The organism is Candidatus Poriferisocius sp., from assembly GCF_965204145.1.
In the GTDB taxonomy this organism is placed as follows: Bacteria; Actinomycetota; Acidimicrobiia; order Acidimicrobiales; family Bin134; genus Poriferisocius.
This window is the reverse complement of sequence record NZ_OZ241977.1, coordinates 2,640,297-2,657,978: the sequence shown is the minus strand read 5'-3', so window position 1 is coordinate 2,657,978 and position 17,682 is coordinate 2,640,297. Positions and strand designations below refer to the sequence as shown.

General features: G+C 65.2%; 20 protein-coding genes. 16 read left to right on the top strand and 4 right to left on the bottom strand.

Features of this window, described 5'->3' with window-relative positions; all coding sequences use genetic code 11:
• Positions 1–29 precede the first annotated feature (29 nt).
• From ACOGI7_RS12345 to ACOGI7_RS12325, 5 genes are read left to right on the top strand one after another with little or no spacing between them, the layout of a single operon-like run.
• The gene (locus ACOGI7_RS12345) at positions 30–866 is read left to right on the top strand and encodes an SDR family oxidoreductase (protein ID WP_419849060.1); all 837 of its coding nucleotides are present in this window, start codon (positions 30–32) and stop codon (positions 864–866) included.
• A gap of 54 nt (positions 867–920) precedes the next feature.
• Positions 921–1,784, top strand: coding sequence for a hypothetical protein (locus tag ACOGI7_RS12340; RefSeq protein WP_419849059.1), 864 nt, complete (start codon positions 921–923; stop codon positions 1,782–1,784).
• Positions 1,785–1,799: 15 nt separating this feature from the next.
• Positions 1,800–3,122, top strand: coding sequence for an amidohydrolase family protein (locus tag ACOGI7_RS12335; RefSeq protein WP_419849058.1), 1,323 nt, complete (start codon positions 1,800–1,802; stop codon positions 3,120–3,122).
• A 58-nt stretch (positions 3,123–3,180) separates the two neighbouring features.
• The gene (locus ACOGI7_RS12330) at positions 3,181–3,411 is read left to right on the top strand and encodes a hypothetical protein (RefSeq protein ID WP_419849057.1); all 231 of its coding nucleotides are present in this window, start codon (positions 3,181–3,183) and stop codon (positions 3,409–3,411) included.
• Positions 3,405–3,722: a type II toxin-antitoxin system PemK/MazF family toxin gene (locus ACOGI7_RS12325; protein ID WP_419849056.1), complete on the top strand. Its 318-nt coding sequence runs from the start codon at positions 3,405–3,407 to the stop codon at positions 3,720–3,722. Before ACOGI7_RS12330 ends, ACOGI7_RS12325 begins: the two co-directional genes overlap by 7 nt.
• Before the next feature lie 36 nt (positions 3,723–3,758).
• Here ACOGI7_RS12325 and ACOGI7_RS12320 read toward each other — a convergent pair whose 3' ends face one another.
• Complete coding sequence (locus ACOGI7_RS12320; RefSeq protein ID WP_419849055.1) at positions 3,759–4,961, bottom strand: cytochrome P450; 1,203 nt, start codon at positions 4,959–4,961, stop codon at positions 3,759–3,761.
• A 91-nt stretch (positions 4,962–5,052) separates the two neighbouring features.
• On the opposite strand from ACOGI7_RS12320, the gene ACOGI7_RS12315 reads away from it, so the two are divergent.
• The 8 genes from ACOGI7_RS12315 (at position 5,053) to ACOGI7_RS12280 (ending at position 12,789) form a co-directional block, all read left to right on the top strand.
• On the top strand, positions 5,053–6,303 hold the full coding sequence (locus ACOGI7_RS12315) for an ABC transporter substrate-binding protein (RefSeq protein WP_419849054.1): 1,251 nt from the start codon (positions 5,053–5,055) through the stop codon (positions 6,301–6,303).
• 64 nt (positions 6,304–6,367) lie between these two features.
• Positions 6,368–7,465, top strand: a complete 1,098-nt coding sequence (locus ACOGI7_RS12310) for a branched-chain amino acid ABC transporter permease (protein WP_419849053.1) — start codon at positions 6,368–6,370, stop codon at positions 7,463–7,465.
• A 3-nt stretch (positions 7,466–7,468) separates the two neighbouring features.
• Entirely contained in the window at positions 7,469–8,581 is a 1,113-nt protein-coding gene (locus ACOGI7_RS12305; RefSeq protein WP_419849052.1) for a branched-chain amino acid ABC transporter permease, read from the top strand.
• The gene (locus tag ACOGI7_RS12300) at positions 8,578–9,525 is read left to right on the top strand and encodes an ABC transporter ATP-binding protein (RefSeq protein WP_419849051.1); all 948 of its coding nucleotides are present in this window, start codon (positions 8,578–8,580) and stop codon (positions 9,523–9,525) included. Before ACOGI7_RS12305 ends, ACOGI7_RS12300 begins: the two co-directional genes overlap by 4 nt.
• Positions 9,525–10,235: an ABC transporter ATP-binding protein gene (locus tag ACOGI7_RS12295; RefSeq protein ID WP_419849050.1), complete on the top strand. Its 711-nt coding sequence runs from the start codon at positions 9,525–9,527 to the stop codon at positions 10,233–10,235. The genes ACOGI7_RS12300 and ACOGI7_RS12295 overlap by 1 nt, the downstream gene beginning before the upstream one ends.
• The gene (locus ACOGI7_RS12290) at positions 10,235–10,921 is read left to right on the top strand and encodes an SDR family NAD(P)-dependent oxidoreductase (protein ID WP_419849049.1); all 687 of its coding nucleotides are present in this window, start codon (positions 10,235–10,237) and stop codon (positions 10,919–10,921) included. Before ACOGI7_RS12295 ends, ACOGI7_RS12290 begins: the two co-directional genes overlap by 1 nt.
• Positions 10,914–11,429 (top strand): VOC family protein, encoded by a 516-nt coding sequence (locus tag ACOGI7_RS12285; protein ID WP_419849048.1) that lies wholly within the window; start codon positions 10,914–10,916, stop codon positions 11,427–11,429. Before ACOGI7_RS12290 ends, ACOGI7_RS12285 begins: the two co-directional genes overlap by 8 nt.
• A 31-nt stretch (positions 11,430–11,460) precedes the next feature.
• Positions 11,461–12,789: an FAD-dependent oxidoreductase gene (locus tag ACOGI7_RS12280; RefSeq protein WP_419849047.1), complete on the top strand. Its 1,329-nt coding sequence runs from the start codon at positions 11,461–11,463 to the stop codon at positions 12,787–12,789.
• Here the strand turns inward: ACOGI7_RS12280 and ACOGI7_RS12275 are convergent, their stop codons facing one another.
• The 3 genes from ACOGI7_RS12275 to ACOGI7_RS12265 are packed head-to-tail and all read right to left on the bottom strand — an operon-like array spanning position 12,790 to position 15,350.
• Positions 12,790–14,247 carry an FAD-dependent oxidoreductase gene (locus ACOGI7_RS12275; protein ID WP_419849046.1) on the bottom strand — a complete coding sequence of 486 codons (1,458 nt, stop codon included), beginning with the start codon at positions 14,245–14,247 and terminating at the stop codon, positions 12,790–12,792.
• The gene (locus ACOGI7_RS12270) at positions 14,247–14,585 is read right to left on the bottom strand and encodes a nuclear transport factor 2 family protein (RefSeq protein WP_419849045.1); all 339 of its coding nucleotides are present in this window, start codon (positions 14,583–14,585) and stop codon (positions 14,247–14,249) included. The genes ACOGI7_RS12275 and ACOGI7_RS12270 overlap by 1 nt, the downstream gene beginning before the upstream one ends.
• A 3-nt stretch (positions 14,586–14,588) precedes the next feature.
• Positions 14,589–15,350 (bottom strand): SDR family NAD(P)-dependent oxidoreductase, encoded by a 762-nt coding sequence (locus tag ACOGI7_RS12265; RefSeq protein WP_419849044.1) that lies wholly within the window; start codon positions 15,348–15,350, stop codon positions 14,589–14,591.
• Positions 15,351–15,397: 47 nt separating this feature from the next.
• Here ACOGI7_RS12265 and ACOGI7_RS12260 point away from each other — a divergent pair, with 47 nt between their 5' ends.
• The 3 genes from ACOGI7_RS12260 to ACOGI7_RS12250 all read left to right on the top strand — a co-directional run bounded on the left by ACOGI7_RS12260 (position 15,398) and on the right by ACOGI7_RS12250 (position 17,679).
• Entirely contained in the window at positions 15,398–15,613 is a 216-nt protein-coding gene (locus tag ACOGI7_RS12260; RefSeq protein ID WP_419849043.1) for a ferredoxin, read from the top strand.
• A gap of 65 nt (positions 15,614–15,678) precedes the next feature.
• On the top strand, positions 15,679–16,446 hold the full coding sequence (locus tag ACOGI7_RS12255; RefSeq protein ID WP_419849042.1) for an SDR family NAD(P)-dependent oxidoreductase: 768 nt from the start codon (positions 15,679–15,681) through the stop codon (positions 16,444–16,446).
• A gap of 39 nt (positions 16,447–16,485) precedes the next feature.
• The gene (locus ACOGI7_RS12250; RefSeq protein ID WP_419849041.1) at positions 16,486–17,679 is read left to right on the top strand and encodes a cytochrome P450; all 1,194 of its coding nucleotides are present in this window, start codon (positions 16,486–16,488) and stop codon (positions 17,677–17,679) included.
• The last annotated feature ends 3 nt before the right edge of the window (positions 17,680–17,682 follow it).

Sequence of the window (17,682 nt, the reverse complement as noted above, 5' to 3'; positions counted from 1 at the left end):
CGGGCGCAGTCGATTCACAGGAGGCAACGATGAGCGGACGACTTGACGGACGGGTGGCGGCCATCACGGGGGCGTCCAGCGGTATCGGCCGGGCCGCGGCTGAGCGATTCGCCGAAGAGGGCGCCAAGGTGGCCATAGGCGACATCCAGGACGCCGCCGGACAGGCGCTGGCCGATTCACTGGGTGATGGCGCCGCCTACTTCCACTGCGACGTGACCTCCGAAGACGATTTGGCCGGCCTGGTGGACGCCGCGGTGGCCGAGTTCGGCCAGTTGGACGTGATGTACAACAACGCCGGCATCGTCGGCGCCGTCGGGCCCGTTGACACCACCCCGGCCGACGAATGGCACGCCAGCATCGACGTCCTGCTCCACGGGGTGTTCTACGGCGTCAAGCACGCCGCCCGGGTGATGAAGCCCCGGATGACGGGCTCGATCATCTCCATGTCGAGCACCGCCGGGGTGATGGGCGGCCTCGGTCCCCACGCCTACGCCGCCGCCAAGCACGCCGTGGTCGGCCTGACCAAGAACGCCGCCGCCGAGCTGTGCCGCTTCGGCATCCGGGTGAATTGCATCGCCCCTGCGTCCATGGCCACCCCGATGGTGGCCTTCGCCCATACCGGCGACCACACCAACATGGACGGCGCGCTGGCCGAGCTCACTGCCAGCTCCCCGCTGATCGGTCGCCCCGGCCTGGCCACCGACGTGGCCAACGCCGCCCTGTGGCTGGCCTCCGACGAGTCGGGCTACACCAGCGGCCACACCCTGGCCACCGACGCCGGGTTCACCACCGGCGCCCGCCCCGACGCCCCCGGTTTCGCCGACTACGCCCCCATGATCCGAGAAGCCGGCCGCACCGGGCTGTAGGGGCAACAGACTGGAGAGGACAGACCGGGAGAAAGCAAGGAGTAACGTCGAATCGTGCCTGAAGAAGCCCCACTGCTGGCCAACGAAGAAGACCACCCCCAAGAGGTGGTCTACACCGACGGCGACCGCCGGATCGTGACCATGGACTCGGCCCGGTATGTGGACGCCCGCAATCGGGACACCGATGTGGTGGTGCCGTCTTCGTATCTCGGCGTGCTGCCCGCCCGGCTCATGGCCCCCCACCGGCCGAAGGGGGTCATCGGCCACGACGGCTGCATCGGAAAAGACGGCGCGGGCATCTCCGGGCTGTGGTTCTTGGAGGCCCTCGGCGTTCCCGCGGCCACCGCCGACGGGATGAGCGCCGAGCTGGGCAACGGACTCGACCTGTACGAGACCGGGGTCATCTCCCGGCTCAACATCTACGCCGAGCGCTGCGGGGTCGTCGAGGGGATGGCGGTGTCCGAGGCAGCCAAGCTGTTGTTGAACAACGATCCCGGCGAGGTGGACGAGGGCACCAAGATCCGCCGCGAGGTCAAGGCCACTACCGACAGCGGTCGCCAGATCGTGGTTACCGACTCCATCGTGTTCGCCTTGCCCGAGGACTCCCGCAACGTGCTGGTCACTGCGGGCCACACTGGGCGCAGCGGAGCGGATTTCCTGCTGGAGGTGAGTCCCCACGGCTTCATCTGCTCCGACGGGGGCCGCAGCAAGAACGACGCTGGCATCGCCGGGTTGGCCATCACCGAGGCCCACGGACTGGCCGGTGCGTGCTGCGATGCGTGGAGTGCCCCGGTGGGCGATGCTTTCAAGGCGTACGATGAGGGGATCATCAGCGCGTGCAACCAGCCGGCCCGCGACCGAGGCGTTGAGGTGGGCATGTCCGTCAAGGACGCCGCCGCGGCCCTGCTGGGGGACTGAAGGGGACTGAGTTCGATGTCTGAGCCGACGCCCATCCTGATCACCGGGGGAACGGTGATCGACGGCACCGGTTCCCCACCCCAACCCGACGCCTCGGTGCTGCTGGAAGGCGACCGCATTGCCGCTGTCGGCTCCGATGCAGGCGCCAATCAGCCCGGCGCCATAGTCATCGACGCCTCCGGATGCACCGTCATGCCCGGTCTGATCGACGCCCATGTCCATTGCACCTTCGACGACGTGCAGTCCAACGATGAGCTGTTCTTCCACCGCGACCACACCCTGGCCGCGCTGATCGCCGCCCAGAATCTCCAGAAGCTGCTGATGGCCGGGGTCACCGGATTCTGCGATCCCGACACCCTGTTCTCTATGGGCCCGTCGCTGCGTGATGCGGTGGACGCTGGCGTGGTGGAGGGCCCCCGCATGGCCACCGGCGTGCAAGCGCTGGTTACTGCGGTGGGCGGCACCGCCGGGCGGCTCATCCCCGACACCGGGGTGGTGGGCTACGCCCAGGTGGTGACCACCGTCGACGAGATGATCCAGATGACCCGCCGCCACATCAAGTACGGGGCCGATTGGATCAAGATCCACGCCACCGGATCCATCCCCCGCCACAAGGGCGAGCTTTTGGCCTGGAAGCCCGAGGAGCTGAAAGCGGTGTGCGACACCGCCCATGAACTTGAAACCCCCGTGATGGCCCACGCCCGTTCAGCGGACAGCACCCGGGCCTGCGCCGAGGCCGGGGTCGACCTCATCCTGCACGCCTCGTTCATGGACGACGCTGGCCTCGAGGCGGTGATCGATGCCGGCGCCGCCCTCATGCCCACCTTCACCTTCCTGGCCAACCTGGCCGACTACGGCCACCTGGTGGGCGCCGGGGCCGGCATGCAGGACGTGTTCCGGGGCGAGATCGAGGCCACCGCCAAGATGATGGCCAAGGCCCACGACGCCGGGGTGCCGCTCTTGTGCGGGTCGGAGTCGGGGTTCGCCCTCACCCCCTATGGCCACTGGCATGCCCGGGAGATGGAGGTGCTGGTGGAATCGGTCGGGCTGAGCCCGCTTCAGGCCATCGCCTGCGCCACTGCCAACGGGGCCATCGCCCTGCGCATGGAGGGCGAGGTGGGCACTCTGGCTCCCGGAATGGCCGCCGACGTGCTGGTGGTAGACGGAAACCCGGCCGCCGACGTCACCGTGCTGGCCAACAGGGCCAACCTCCGCACCGTGATCAGCCGCGGCGAACTCGTCGATCTGGACCGCCCCTGGCCCACCCGCTCCCCCATCACCGGCGAGAAAGTGGCCAACTGGGCCGCCCAAATCCTCACCAGCGACCTGATCGACTAGAGCTTGAGATTGAGGCGCTGGGGGTTGCGGGCAATGCTTATGTACGTATAATACGTACATGCCCAATAAAACGATCAGTGTGCCAGATGACGTTGTGCCCATCATCGACAGCCTTGACGTGCCGTTCTCAAGGTGGGTGACCGAACAGCTCCGGCGCCACTCGGCTTGCTCGACTCTGACATTTGCCCAGCAACTGGTGGCAGATGCCGCGTTGGCGGATGGGGAGCGCTTGAGCGAGCAGGACGCGCTGGCCGTGGGTGAGCGGATGGAGCGCTCTGCACCGTGGTAGCGCGCGGCGCGGTGTATTGGGCCGATCTCGACAAGCGACGACCGTGTGTCGTTGTGTCATCAAACGATGTTCTCAGCGTGGATATCTGGCAGACGCATGTTGTGCCGTTGACCTCGAACCTCGAACGAGCGGGCCTCGCCGGCAATGTGCTGCTCACCTCATCGGCCACGGGCCTGCCAACGGACTCCGTCGCGGTGCCGCTCGGGCTGGAGTTGGTAGACCGGTCCTGGCTGACCGATCGCGTGGGGCAGCTTCCCGCTGCCCTTGTCGCCGCCATCGACGACGGGATTCGAGGCGTTCTAGGCGTGTAGACGACCCTTCTGGCCCGGGGGCACACCACCAGATGTTTAGGGAGTGAACACCACCGGGTAGCGGCCGAAGTAGGGGCGGGTGGTGGAGGCGTCCATCTCGGGCGGGTCGTCGGGGTCGGGGCGGCAGCCGTGGTCGAACAGGGTCTGCACCGCTGCTGGCACCAGGCCGAACAGATGGGCGTCCACGTCGTCGCCGTCCATGAATGTGACGCCGGCGGCCAGGTCTTGGCCGATGCAGGCGTGCATGCCCTGACCGAAGCTCAGCCCCCACGGGGCAATTCCCTCGGGCAGGGTGCGGTCGGGATTGAAGTCGGCGGCATCGTCGCCGAACACTGAGGGATCCCGGTTCACGGACAGGAGATCCAGCGTGACCCGGTCGCCTTTGGCGATGTGTACGCCGCTGGACAAATCGATGTCGGTCAATGCCCAGCGCATGCCGGTGTGGCTGGAGGGCTGGAGGCGGATGGTCTCGTGGGTGCAGCGCTGCATGAACAAACGGTCGTCGCGCACCCGGTTCTCGTCTTCGGGGTGATCGGCCAGCCAGCCGAAGATGTTGTGTACTACCCGGTTGAAGGCGGTGGCCGAGGTGTGGGCCCCGGCCAGCATGTAGAAGGCGATCTCCCGCCGGATGGTCTCATGACTCAGCTCCAGTCGGTCTTGGTTGTGCATCAGCACCATCAGCACGTCTTTGGGCAGCTCGGCGACATCGGTCTCTCCGGCCTCAAACTGGTCGAGCAGCGCTTGGCGGCGATTCATGCCGGGAGTGAGGAATTCGGCGTCGAATGCTTCGAGCGCAGCCTCGATCTCAACCACCTTGGCCTCCTTGTCGCCGGTGTAGTGGGCCAGCGTGGCCCCCTCGATGAACTTGGTCAGGTAGTCATAGAGCCGAAAAGTCTCCTCCGGGGTGCCCTGGGGCCGGTCCACCCCGGCGGTGAACGCGGCCAGGTTCATCATCAGCTGGTGGCCGAGCTTGACCAGTTCGGCCTTGCCCTCGGCCAAGTGGGGGGCCAGCGTCGATTCGATGATGGGCGGGAACAGGTCCTGTTCGTACAGCGTGAAGGTGTCACGCCGAAAAAGCCGGTTCTCCAGCCGGCGTCGGTCCCGGTGTTCGTCGCCGTGGAGGTTCACCACCACATCGCTCATGATCACCTCGCCCGCGTCATAAAGCGCTTGGCGGAGGTTCTTGTTCCGATAGCACTCCCGGGCTTCGGCGAACGTGGTCACGGTGATTTCTGCCATCTCCGGCATTTTGTCACAGAAAATTCTCTGTTAGAGTCCCGAACTTGTGTACGTCCGATCAGTGCACGTCCAACGAAACGGAGGGGTTTCCATGTCCAAGCTCTTAAAGGTTCTGGCGCTGCTGTTCGCAGTAGCCCTGTTAGCGGCCGCATGCGGCAACGACGATGACGACGGTGCCGCTGAAGGCAGCTGCGGCTTTGCTACCGAAGGCGACATGCGAGGCGTGGACAAAGAGAACGGCGTGATCACCATCGGTACTTCCCAGCCGTTCAGCGGCCGGGCTGCCGTGGCTGGCGAGGGCCTGTTGGCTGGCATCCAAATGGCGGTCGACGAGGTCAACGCCGCTGGCGGGATCGATGGCTGCACCTTCGAGCTGGCCTGGGCAGATGACCGCTTCGAGATCGAGCAGATGGTCACCAACGTCCGCAAGCTGATCGAGCAGGACAACGTGTGGGCCTTTGTGGGCACCGCGGGCTCACAGGCCATCCCGTCCACCTATCCCGACATCGAGGCTGCTGGTACGCCGCTGTGGGGTCCGGTGTCGCCCGCCGACCAGGACATCCAAGAGGTGTACCTCACCAACCCGACCCGCACCGAGCAGGGCCGAATCTGCATCGACTACTTCGCCGAGCAGGGCGTGACCAAAGTTGCCGCCATAGGTCAGGACAACGAATTGGGGGTTGAGGCGTTCAACGCCATCGACGCGCAGGCACCGATCAACGGCATGGAGATCACGGCCCAAGAAGAGGTCGAGGTGCTTTCCGACGCGGTCGGCCCGGCAGTGCTGGCCGTGATCGACTCTGGGGCAGAAGCAGTGCTGACAGCTCTGGACAACGCCCAGAACGGCTTGGTGCTCAACAGGTTCCATGAGGCCGGGTTCGACGCCCTAGTGTGCTCTGATGCCGGTTCCTCCGGTGCTGGTGGCCAGAACACTGTGGGCTTGGCCAACCCCGAGGCTGCAGACGGCTACCTCGGCGCCCTTCAGGTGGCGTTGCCCGACGGTGACGACGAGTTCGTCCAGCACTGGCGTGGGCTGTGGGACGCCTACGACGGTCCTGGCAAAGAGGGTGGCGCTCCCAATTTCAGCCTCCAGACCTACTCGATAGCTACGGCGTTCTTCGAGCTGTTTGACCGGCTGGACGGCGACTACTCCTATGAGAATTTCCACGCTACCGCTGAGGCGTTGGCGGGCGACCCGATCCTGGTGCCCTCCATCCCGCCAGTGGCCTGCGGCCCGCTGCCCGGCGGGCACAGCTGCGCATCGGGTGCGGGCATGGCCCGGTACGATGCCGCCACAGAAAGCTGGACCCAGGTCCGATCCTTCCAGGCGCCGACCAGCTAACTCGATTGACGATCCGGGGCCGGTGAGCGCCGGCCCCGGACCGTTCACCTCGGGGGGATAACAGGTGGATCAACTCCTCCAGCAGATCGTGGAAGGCTTGGACAACGGTTCGAGCTACAGCCTCATTGGCCTGGCCATCGTGGTCATCATGAAGTCGACCGATGTCCCCAACTTCGCCACCGCGGAGATGGGCTTGGTGGCCGCCTATATGTCATGGTTCCTGTCTACCGACCCGGATAAGGGAGGCGTAGGCTGGCCGTTCTGGTTGGCCATCGTGATCGGCTTGGCCTTTGCTGCTCTCTTTGGGGCTGTCACGCAGTTCCTTCTGGTTCGCCCTCTGACTGGGCTGTCCAACCAGCCATTGGCGGTATGCGCCGCCCTCGGGCTGGGCTATGTCAGCATTGACTTCCTGAACGAAGAGGGACTGCCCACGTTCTTCGACTGGTTCCCGGTCACCGATGAGGGATTCCCGTTGGGAGTAGCGGTGATCTTGGCCCTGATCACCGCTGTCCTCACCTATTGGATGCTTCGCTCTTGGGTCCAGCCCCTCATCAAGGTGGATCATTTTCCACTGCTGCTGCTGACCATTGGGTTGACTTTCGCGCTTGGGGCAGTCATTGAGATCGTCTGGGGGGCTACCCCTCAGCGTTTCGAGGCTCCATGGTCGGGAGAGGTCTTCGATATCGGCAGCACCCAAATCGGGTGGGACCAAGTGGTCACCATCTCAGTTGGCCTGGCCATCGCTATCGGATTGGCTCTGTACTTCCGATCCAAGTGGGGGGTGCGGATGCGGGCCATTGCGGAAGACGGTCCCACCGCCCGAATGCTGGGCATCAACGCTGGCGCTGTCTCGCTCATCGCCTGGGCTATAGGCACATTTGTGGCCGGCGCAGCCATGATCCTCAATACCAGTTCCACAGTGCTGGAACTGGGGAGTGCTCATGGACTCATCATCAAGGGGTTCATCGCTGCGGTACTGGGAGGGTTCGTCTCTCTGGGGGGAACGTTTGCCGGGGGCCTGCTCATCGGAGTGGGAGAAGCACTCGCCGGAGGCCAGATCAGCACGAGCTTGCAGCCCACCATCGCTCTGTTGGTGGTCGTGGTCGTGCTGCTGGTGGCGCCGGGTGGCTTCAGCCGCACAGCTCGGACTCGAGAGGTGTAGGTGATGGCGGTTCCAACTGCTTCTCCCCGTCCTCTGTATCCGCCCACATCCACAGGTATTGCCCGGTATCGGGAACAATTGACCACTCTTGGCATATTTCTTTTCCTGGGATTTCTGCCATGGATTCACATTTTTGGCTGGACCGGAGTCTTTGACACTAGCGACAACTTAGGACGAGGAAACCTTGCCTATGTCTTCGCCTACGGCGCTGCTGCTGTAGGCTTTAATCTTCTTGTCGGTTACTCTGGCACCTTAGGGCTAGCAGTCGCCGGCCTATTTGCTATCGGTGCCTACGGTACGACTGTGCTTTCTGCTCCCAGCGGCGTGAGGGAAGCTCAGGTTGGCTATGATTGGCCGTTTTTTCTCTCACTTCCGGTGGTATGTGTGGCGGCGGCAATCGTTGGAATCGTTGTTGGATTTCCGGCGGCGAGGCTAAAAGGTTTCTTCCTTGCCATTGCGACACTGGCCTTGGGAGAACTCATCATCAAGATCATTAGTCTTGATGAAAAGGTCTGGAGTGGACTCAAGACTAATGGTGGCACCGGCAAGCAAGTGCCGCAGTTTAGAATTCCTGGCTTGGATCGTGTAGAGAGTTATTATGTTCTTTCATTAGGTGCATTATTCGTCATGATGGTTGCGTATACGATTCTCACAAAGCGGAGACTGGGTCGCACACTCAAAGCGGTACGCGATATTGACATTGCTACCGGACCAATTGGTATTTCCTCCACCTATTACAAGCTCGTCGCCTTTGGCCTGTCTGCATTTGCAGCAGCTCTTGCAGGTGCGATGTGGGCGCAGAATACTTCCTTTGCCCAACCTGCTGCATTTAGGACCAACATGCTGGTCTTCCTGCTGGTGGTACTTATTGCTGGAGGTCTTGGCTACAAATGGGCCCCCCTTATTGGTGCCATATTCTTTGTCTTTATCCGTCAAAAACTTCTAGACACCCAGAAGCTGTTGTTCTTGATCCTGGGTATCATACTGATGTTGGCAGTCCTAATTCTTCCCAGCGGTATTGCTTCACTCCCGAAGCGCCTTCGCGACAGCCGGTGGGTCAAAGACCTCCAGCGAAGACTGGAGAGATTGAGTAAATCCTTCATGGAGCAGGTATGAGCGTCGTAGAAGCCTCTCCGCCGGGTGCCGAACCCTCAGGTGCTCTTGCATCGCTGGCCGTCGAGAACCTGAACGTGGCCTTTGGTGGAAACCAAGTCCTCCAAGGGGTTGATCTGCAATTCACCCCCGGGTTCAACGGGCTCATCGGGCCCAACGGGGCAGGCAAGACCACGGTGTTCAACGTCGTCTCCGGCTACGTTCGCAGCAACCAGGGCGCGGTCCGCTTGCACGGCGAGGATGTGCTGCACATGTCCCGCACCCAGCGGGTCAAGGCGGGCATCGGGCGCACGTTCCAAGCCCCTCGGCTCATTCTCGACGCCACCGTGATGGAGAACACCCTGCTGGGCCGTCACCATCTGTTCCGCTGGGGGCACTTTGCCGAGTTGTTGCTCTTGCCCCAGCAGCGTCGGGAGGAGACCGAGGCCCGCCAGATCTGCATGGACATGCTTGACCGCTTCGGTTTGGCCGACTTGGCCCACGAAGAGGCCGGAGCGCTGTCGTTGGGTTCGCAGAAGCTGGTGGAGGTGGCCCGGGCGTTGGTGGCCGACCCTACCGTGGTGTTACTTGATGAGCCCGCTGCCGGATTGGGCGCCGACGACGTGACGGTGTTGCTGCGGGGTTTGCGGGAGATCCAAGCCGAGCGCGACCTGTGCGTGATCATCATCGAGCACGACCTGCAACTGGTGACCAGCCTTTGCCCCAAGATCAGCGTGCTGCACTTTGGCGAGATCATCTCCGAGGGCAGCCCAGAGCATGTCACCACCGATCCCGCGGTGATCGAGGCCTACTTGGGCCATGGTTTTGAGGCTGAGGAAGGCGGCGAGATTCACGAGGTGGAGGGGCCGCTGTCGGAGCACCATCACATCGACCATGTCGAAGAGGAGAGCACACTGGAAGAGGTGTGGACCGAAGACGACGGCCCCGAGAAGGGGGAGTCGTCCTGATGCTGCTCGAGATCAATGATCTGGTTTCGGGCTACGGCCGTCTCGAAGTGCTGCACGGCGTCTCGCTGTCGGTGGAAGAGGGCGAAATCGTGTCGGTGTTGGGGGCCAACGGGGCGGGCAAAACCACCCTGCTGCGGGCCATCTCCGGAGTGCTGGACACCTGGTCGGGATCGGTGGTGCTCGACGGAGAGAACTTGGGCAGCCTGGCCATCGAGCGCCGGGCCATGCGGGGCCTCGGCCACCTGCCCGAAGGCCGGGGCATTTTCCAGAACCTGTCAGTCAAAGAGAACATGGAGTTGGGCCTGGGGCTGCGCTCGGACGGCGCGGCGGCAATTCGCCGCGACCGCGACCGCCTCTTAGACCTGCTGCCCGCGCTGGCCGAGAAGATCGGCGAGCAGGCATCCTCGCTGTCGGGTGGACAGCAGCAGATGCTGGCTTTGGCCCGTGCCATGATCACTCGGCCCAAGCTTCTGATGATCGACGAGCTTTCTTTCGGCTTGGCCCCCAACCTGGTGGACCAGTTGTTCGAGTTGGTGGTGGACCTGCGGGACGAAGGCGGCACTACTTTCTTGTTGGTCGAGCAGAACGCCGGGGTGCTGGAGGTATCCGACCGCACCTACGTGCTGCGCACCGGCAACAACGACATCAGCGGGCCTTCGGCCGAGCTGCGGGCCTCCCACGACCTGGTTCGTTCGTATCTGGGCCACTGATGCCGGGTCGAGTGCTGGTGACCGGCGGGGCGTCGGGCATCGGCGCGGCTACCTGTGGAGTGCTGGCTGACGCTGACTGGGATGTTGTGGCCGCCGATGTGACGGCCGCCGACGGCGTGGTACTCCTCGACGTGACCGATGAGGCTGCCTGGGATCAGGTGTTGGACGATGCCGGTCCGCTGGCCGGGTTGGTGAACTGTGCTGGCATCCGCAGCCGCAGCTCGATTGTGGATACTGAGTTAGATGACTTTGAACGCCATTTGCGGGTGAATGTGGTTGGCACGTGGCTGGGCATTCGGGGGTTCTTGCGCCGCCACAAGACCGACAGCGCCGGAGCCATCGTCAACGTTTCGTCGGTGAACGCCGAAATCGCGGTGCCCAATCAAGCCCACTACGTGGCCTCAAAGGGAGCGGTGTCGGCGCTCACCCGGGCAGCCGCGGTGGAGGCTGCGCCGCTGGGAGTGCGGGTCAACGCGGTGGCGCCGGGGCCGGTGCGCAGCCCTATGACCGCAGAGCGGCTGGGCGACCCCGAGCAGGCCGCCTGGCTGGACGCCCGGGTGCCGATGGGCCGGGTAGCCGAGCCCGATGAGATCGCCGAGGTCATCTCGTTTCTGCTCAGCGAGAAGGCGTCTTATGTGACGGGCGAAGTTCTATTCACCGACGGAGGGTGGCACGGCCATGCCTGATTCAACATCCCAGTCGCTGGCGGGGCTCGTGCCCCTCGACGACTTCTACCACTTCGGCGTTGTGGTCACCGACCTCAAAGCGGCCATGGCTGAGTGGACCGCCGTCCACGGCTTTGAATGGGGGCCCGTGCAAGACCGGGAGTTCATGGTGCGCCAGCCCAACGGGGTGGTGCTGGCCGAGTTCCAGTTCACCTACTCCACGGCTGGGCCGCCCCACATCGAGTTGATCAGGGCAGCTCCCGGCACCGTGTGGGATCCATCTACTGCGGGCGGAGTCCACCATCTGGGCTACTGGAGCCACGACCTGGTGGTCGACGCCCAGCGCCTGGCCGATGCCGGCTATGAGCCCCTGGCCTCCTATGAGGCTTCCGACGGGCGCCCGCTGGGCTTCACCTACCACTGGCTCCCCGCCACCCGCCAGCGCGTAGAGCTGGTGGACGCGAACCGCCGCCAGGACTTTCTTAACTGGCTGGCTGGCGCCGACTTTCCCGCCGCCACCGACCGCTAATTGGCAAACCGCCGATAGCCTTAAAAGTGCAATGGATACCTTCGATGTTGTCGTCGTGGGAGGAGGCCCGGGGGGCTCAGCGGCTGCCCTAGCCGCCGCTCGGGACGGCGCCTCGGTGGTTCTATTGGAGGCCGACAAGCAGCTCGGGGGCAACGCTGCTCGCTCCACCGGCTATGTGGCTTTCGCCGACTTCGACATGCAAGTCAGCATCGGCGCTGAGGACAGCCCCGAGCGGTACTTGGCCGACATGCAGGCCGAGATCGACCGGCAGAAGGACCGCTACGGGCTGATATTCGACGTGGACTTGGCCCGGCGCTACGCCGAGGACTCAGCCGCCACCTACCGGGAGCTCATCGAGCTGGGCTTTCGATTCGACCGGTTTCTGCCCCGGCCCGTGCAGCACACCGTGGACCGAATGGTGAGCGTGGCCGACACGGCCATGTTCACCGCGTGCTTCGAGTCGGCCTTGGCTGATGCCGGGGTGGAGGTTCGCTACAAGACTCGGGCGGTGCGCTTGCTGCAAGACGGCGATCGGGTCTCGGGAGTGGCCTCCGATACCTGTCGGCGCTTTGGAGCAGCCAACGGAGTCATCCTTGCCTCAGGCGGGTATCAGGCCAACCCCGACCTGCGGTCTCGGTTCCAGCCTGAGGCCCAGGCGTCTACCCCCTACCTGGGTACGGAGTTCTGCCGAGGCGACGGCCACATCATGGGCCTGGCGGTAGGGGGCGACCTGATCAACATGACCATGATCCCCCCGCTGGTCATGGTGGGATCCGCCCTGGTGGAAGACTCCATCGCGGTGAACGGGCACGGCCACCGCTTCCACGATGAGGCCGGACCCTACGACGACCGGGTCGAGGCGCTAGAGGCCCAACCTGACCAGCAGGCCTGGTACGTGTTCGACAATCGCATCGCCCAAGAAAAGGCCCAACTGGTGGCCGAGATGCCCGCGCCGGCGGTTTCGGGGGCCACCCCCGCCGATCTGGCCGGGGCAATAGGGTGCGACGCCGACGGTTTGACCGAGACGCTGGCCCGCTGGAATCAGATGGTGCAGTCAGGCACTGACCGCGATCCCGACTTCGGCCGGGTGATCTTCGGTGAGCCTCGAACCGGCATCGTCGAACCGCCGCTATGGGCCGCCCCCATGGTGGTGGGCATCAACTTCCCTGCTGGCGGCTTCCGGGTAAACGCCAACATGCAGGTTCTCGACGTGTTCGGCGATGCCATTCCCGGCCTCTACGCAGTAGGCGACTGTGTAGGCGGAGTCAGCCCCGCCATCGGCCTGGGCGGGGTGAAGATCACCGCCGCCCTAACGCTGGGCCGCGTCGCCGGCCAGGTTGTTGCCAACGGGCAGCAGTGATCAGCCGCTGAGGGCGTGTTCAACGGCGATCTGGCCGAAGCAGAGGGCTTCGGACAGGTTTGATCCGTCACTGGGGTAGAGCAAGCCGGAGGCCTGGCCGAGTTCCCCGGCCCCGTACAGGCCGGCAATCGGGTCGCCGAAGGCATCCAGTATGCGGCCGTGGCGGTCCCGACGAGGTCCGCCGGTGGTGTTCGACCCACCGGGCCACAGCACCACGCAGTAGTAGGGCGGCTCCTCGATGGGGATCATGGTGTCGGGCGGGCGCTCCCACGGATCGGGCTCGCCGTTGCGACACGATCGGTTGTAGGCGTCCACGGTGGCAGCCGCCTGCTGGGCGGCCTCTTCGGTCATGCCCGCAGCGACAGCCGCCTCCGCGATGGTGGCCCCCGGAACGATCCAGCCCTGCTCGATCTCGGCGGCGTTGTCGTCGCTCCAGTCGTAGAGTCCCACGGCCACCGCCCCGAAGTGGGTGTAGGTGAGCGGCCCGGCCCGACGCCGGGATTCATCGAAGAACCAATAGCAGGGAACACGGGGGTAGGTGTTGGTGGCCGGGTCGTAGGCCAGCAGGTCGTAGTAGAAGTCGTGGCGCAGCAGCGCTTGATGGTGCTCGTTGGCGAATCGGTTTCCGGCTTGGTCGCAGATCACATAGCCGGGAGGATCGATGCCGATGATGAAATTCAGCGGCTTTCCGTCGTGGTCGAAGTGGCCAATCGCCCGGCCGATCATCTGGTTCATGTGCCACATGGAGGCTCCGACCCCGGCGGCCATGCGCACTCCGTCGCCGGTGTTGTTGGGGTTGCCATAGAAGTGGACTGGATAGGTTCGCAGGTGGTCCCGCTTGAGGTCTTCGTCGAACTCGTACCCACCGCAGGCCAGCACTACGCCTCGACGGGCGCCCAAAGCAATCGATTGGCCGCTGCGGGTGGCAGTCAACCCAGTCACCCGGCCATCGGCATCTTGGATCAGCCGAGACGCCGCGGTGTCCCACCGGATGGGGATGTCTCGTCGAGCCACGGCGGCAGCCAGGCCTTCGAAGAATCGGGGACCGGCTCCGGCCGCGGCGGCCAGCCTCTCGGCCACCCCGCCGGGCTGCACAGCCACAATCGCCTCGGCACCCTCGAAACCGGGATGCTCGGCCCCGGCCGATGCCACCATGTCCAAACCGCCGATGACGTCCTCGAACCACTCCGAAAGGCCCGCGGCCCGCTCAGCCCAGGCGCGGGTCACGTCGTAGGGCACCATGCCCGACGCGCAGACATCCAGGTAGCGGGCTCCGGCATCCACATCGGTCACCGTCATCACCATGCCCCCCGACATCCGGGTTGAGGGGGTATGGCGGTGCTCGGGGCTCTTCTCCACCAGCACCACCGAAGCGCCGGCATCACAAGCGGTGATGGCGGCAGCGGTGCCCGCGGCGCCGAATCCCACGACCACCACGTCGTAGATCTCGTCGAACATCAGAAGTCACCGCCGTCGAGGGTCACGGTCTGGCAGACGATCATGCCGTCAACCACCTCGAAGCAGTCAATGCCCGATGTCCCGTCGCCGGGGCCGCCCACCAGCGTCCAGGCCACCGTCACCAATGCGCCCTCCATCCGAGGCTCCGCGAACTTCACCCGGCCATCGCCCAGCCGCTCCGGGACGGTGGTGAAGTAGTCGGCAATGGCGTCGCGGCCGTGGTAAGTCACATCCCGCACCAGCACTGCATCTTCGGCGTAGTCGGCGGCCATGGCCTCGGGATCGCCGGAGTGGACCGCGGCCAAGTGGTCCCGAACCACAGCCAAACGGTCGCGCATAAGTCAAGCGTTGGTGATGCCGAGGCTCAACCCGCCATCCACCGTGAGAACCGAGCCGGTGGCCCATTCGGCCCGCACCAAGTACTCGAAGGCCTCGGCGACCTCGGTGACCGTGCCGATGCGGCCCAAGGCGTGGGCCGGCCCCAGCCCTTCCAGCCGGGCTTTGGCCTCGTCGTCGCCCATCAGCCCGGCCCGCTGGTTGATCTCGGTGAACACGGCGCCGGGCCGCACGCAGCCCACCCGCACTCCCTGGGGGCCCAGCTCTGCGGCCAGCACCCCGGTGAGCGCCTCCAGCGCCCCCTTGGTGGCGGCGTAGGGGGCCACGCCGGGAAAGGCCCGCTGCGTGTGGACCGACCCCACGAACACGACGCATCCCTGGCGCGCCCGCAGGTGGGGTAGCGCCTCGCCCACCAGCATCATCCCCGCGACCACATTGGTGTGGAACACGTCGAGCAGGGCCTGCTCGTCCAATTCGTCCACCGGGCCGCGGTACATGTTCCCCGCGTTGCTGATCAGGGCGTCCAGCCCGCCGCCGTGCTCCACCGCGGCCTCGATCATCGCCGTGCGGTCGGCGGCCATCGTCACATCCCCGGCTACGGCTCGACCCTGGTCTCCCATGGCAGATGCCATCGCCTCCACCCTGTCCTGACGGCGGCCGGTGATGGTCACCCGCGCCCCCTGGCTGGCCAAGTGCTCGGCCGCTCCCGCGCCGATGCCCGAACCGCCCCCGGTGATCAGGATGGACATACCGTCGATGGGCTTCATCGACCTGCAAACTTATCGGCAGCAGCGCCGGGGTCTAGGGTCATGCCATGGCCTACCGGGTGGAGATCGACCAGGAAGAGTGCATGAGCTCGGGAAGGTGCGTGGCCGACTATCCCGCGGCATTCGCCTTCGACGACGACGAATTGGCCACCGTGCTGCCCACCGTAGGGAATCTCACCGATCAGCAGCTCCTCCGGGCGGCTCGCAACTGCCCCTCCCGGGCCATCCAGGTGTTCGACGCCAACGGCAACCTGCTGGAGTAGCTGCGGTGGCGGCTGTGAATGGCAACCTCCGCTAACCCGAAGGCCGACCACTAAGGTTTGCGCTCGTGACGAAATCGATCATTGTGACCGGGGCTGGACACGGCATTGGAGCTGAGATCGCCCGACAGGCGGCGTCGGGCGGCTACCGGGTGGGGGTGCTGGACATCAATGCCGACGCCGCCGAGCAGATCGCCCAGTCGCTTGCTGATGCAGAGTCCCTGGTTGCGTCCAGCACCGACTCCAGCGCTGTTGAAGCCGCGCTGGATGCCTTCGGCACCCCCGATGCGCTGGTCAACAACGCGGGCATCGTGCGGTTCACCCCGCTGGTCGACCATTCGGAGGACGATTGGCGGGCGGTGGTGGACGTGAACCTCACCGGCCCGTTCGTGTGCGGTCGAGCGGTGGCCCGCCGGATGATCGCTGAGGGCCGCCGAGGGTCGATCGTCAACATCGCCTCCATAAACGGCATCGCTCCCGGTCCTAATTCCGGGGCCTACAGCCCCACCAAGGCTGCGGTGATCCAGCTCACCCGGCAGATGGCCATCGAATGGGGTCCAGCCGGCATTCGAGTGAACTCAGTGGCCCCCGGCATCATCGACGACGGCATGTCGGCGCCCGTCCTGGCCGACCCGGAAGTGCGAGCCACCCGCTCGGCCCGAACCCCCAGCCAACGCCTGGGCACCGCCGATGACATTGCCAAAGCAGTGATGTGGCTGTGCTCGGAAGACGCCGAATACGTCAACGGCCACAATCTGGTGGTGGACGGCGGTGTGGTCTCGACCGTGCTGGCCGGAATGCCCCGCCCTGCGTCGATCGACGGCGTCGACGAATAAGGCTGATCCACCCGACCTGACCCAAGGAGACAAACCCCGATGGCAGAGTTCACCCTTACCCGATTCGACGACGTTCGCGACGGCTATCGGCAAAAGGGCCTGAAGCAGGCCCTTTACGACGCCGCAGGGGTGATCATGGCCGACACCCTGCTCACCCTTTGGGGAGACGAGCACCGCCGTCGCCGCCGGCTGGAGAATCGGCTGTTCCGCCGGGAGACGTTCGAGCACTACGAGCGGGATCTGCTCCCGCTTGCGGTGGACGCGGTGCTGGACCCAGCCGCCGCCGATGGGCGGGGTGACGTGGTGCCCTTGGCCCGGCGCATCGTGGTCAACCTCACCGCCGCCGCCGCTGGGGTGGACTACTCGGAGGGCACGGCGGAAGAGACCGATCGGCTGTTCTCCTACGCGGTCAAGTTCAGCGAAGGGGCCACTGCGGTCCACAGCACCCGGGATCCCGAGGAGTTGAGGGCCGAAGTGGCCGAGGCGCTAGAGCGCTGGGACGAGGAGTTCTTCGCCCCGTCGCTGGACCGCCGCACCGAGCTCTTCGAGCGATTCGTCGCCGGCGAGATCGCCGAGGATGACTTGCCCCGCGACGTGCTAACCGTGCTGGTCCGGAACCAGGACTCCTTGGATCTGCCCCGCGACGTGGTCCGACGGGAGGTGGCCTTCTACATGCTGGCCGGGATGCACTCGACGGGGGCAGCCACCACCCACGCCGTTCACGGCGCATTCGGATGGTTCGACGACAACCCCGACGACCGCGCCCGAATGATCGAGGATTCGGTGTTCCTCCAGCAGTGCGTGCATGAGTCCATGCGGCTGCACCCGGCCAGCCCGGTGGCCCGCCGGGAGGCGGTGGAGCCGGTCACCCTGCGCGACGGCACCGAGATGGCGGTGGGAGACTTCGCGGTGTTCGACCTGTGGTCGGCCAACCGGGACACCGAGGTGTTTGGGGACGACGCCGACAGCTTCAACCCGCTCCGCTCGATCCGCGACGACGTGCCCCGCTGGGGACACACCTTCGGCGGAGGACGCCATGCCTGCATCGGCATGGAGCTCGACGGCGGTGTGCCCGCCGACGAGAACACCGGGGCGCCCATCCTGCTGGGCACGGTGGCGCTGATCCTGCGGGGCCTGCTGGTGCGTGGCGCCGAGAGCGACCCCGACAATCCCCCCCAGCAAGACCCCAACATCGCCCGGGTCTGGTGGGGCACATACCCCGTGTTGTTCTGATTG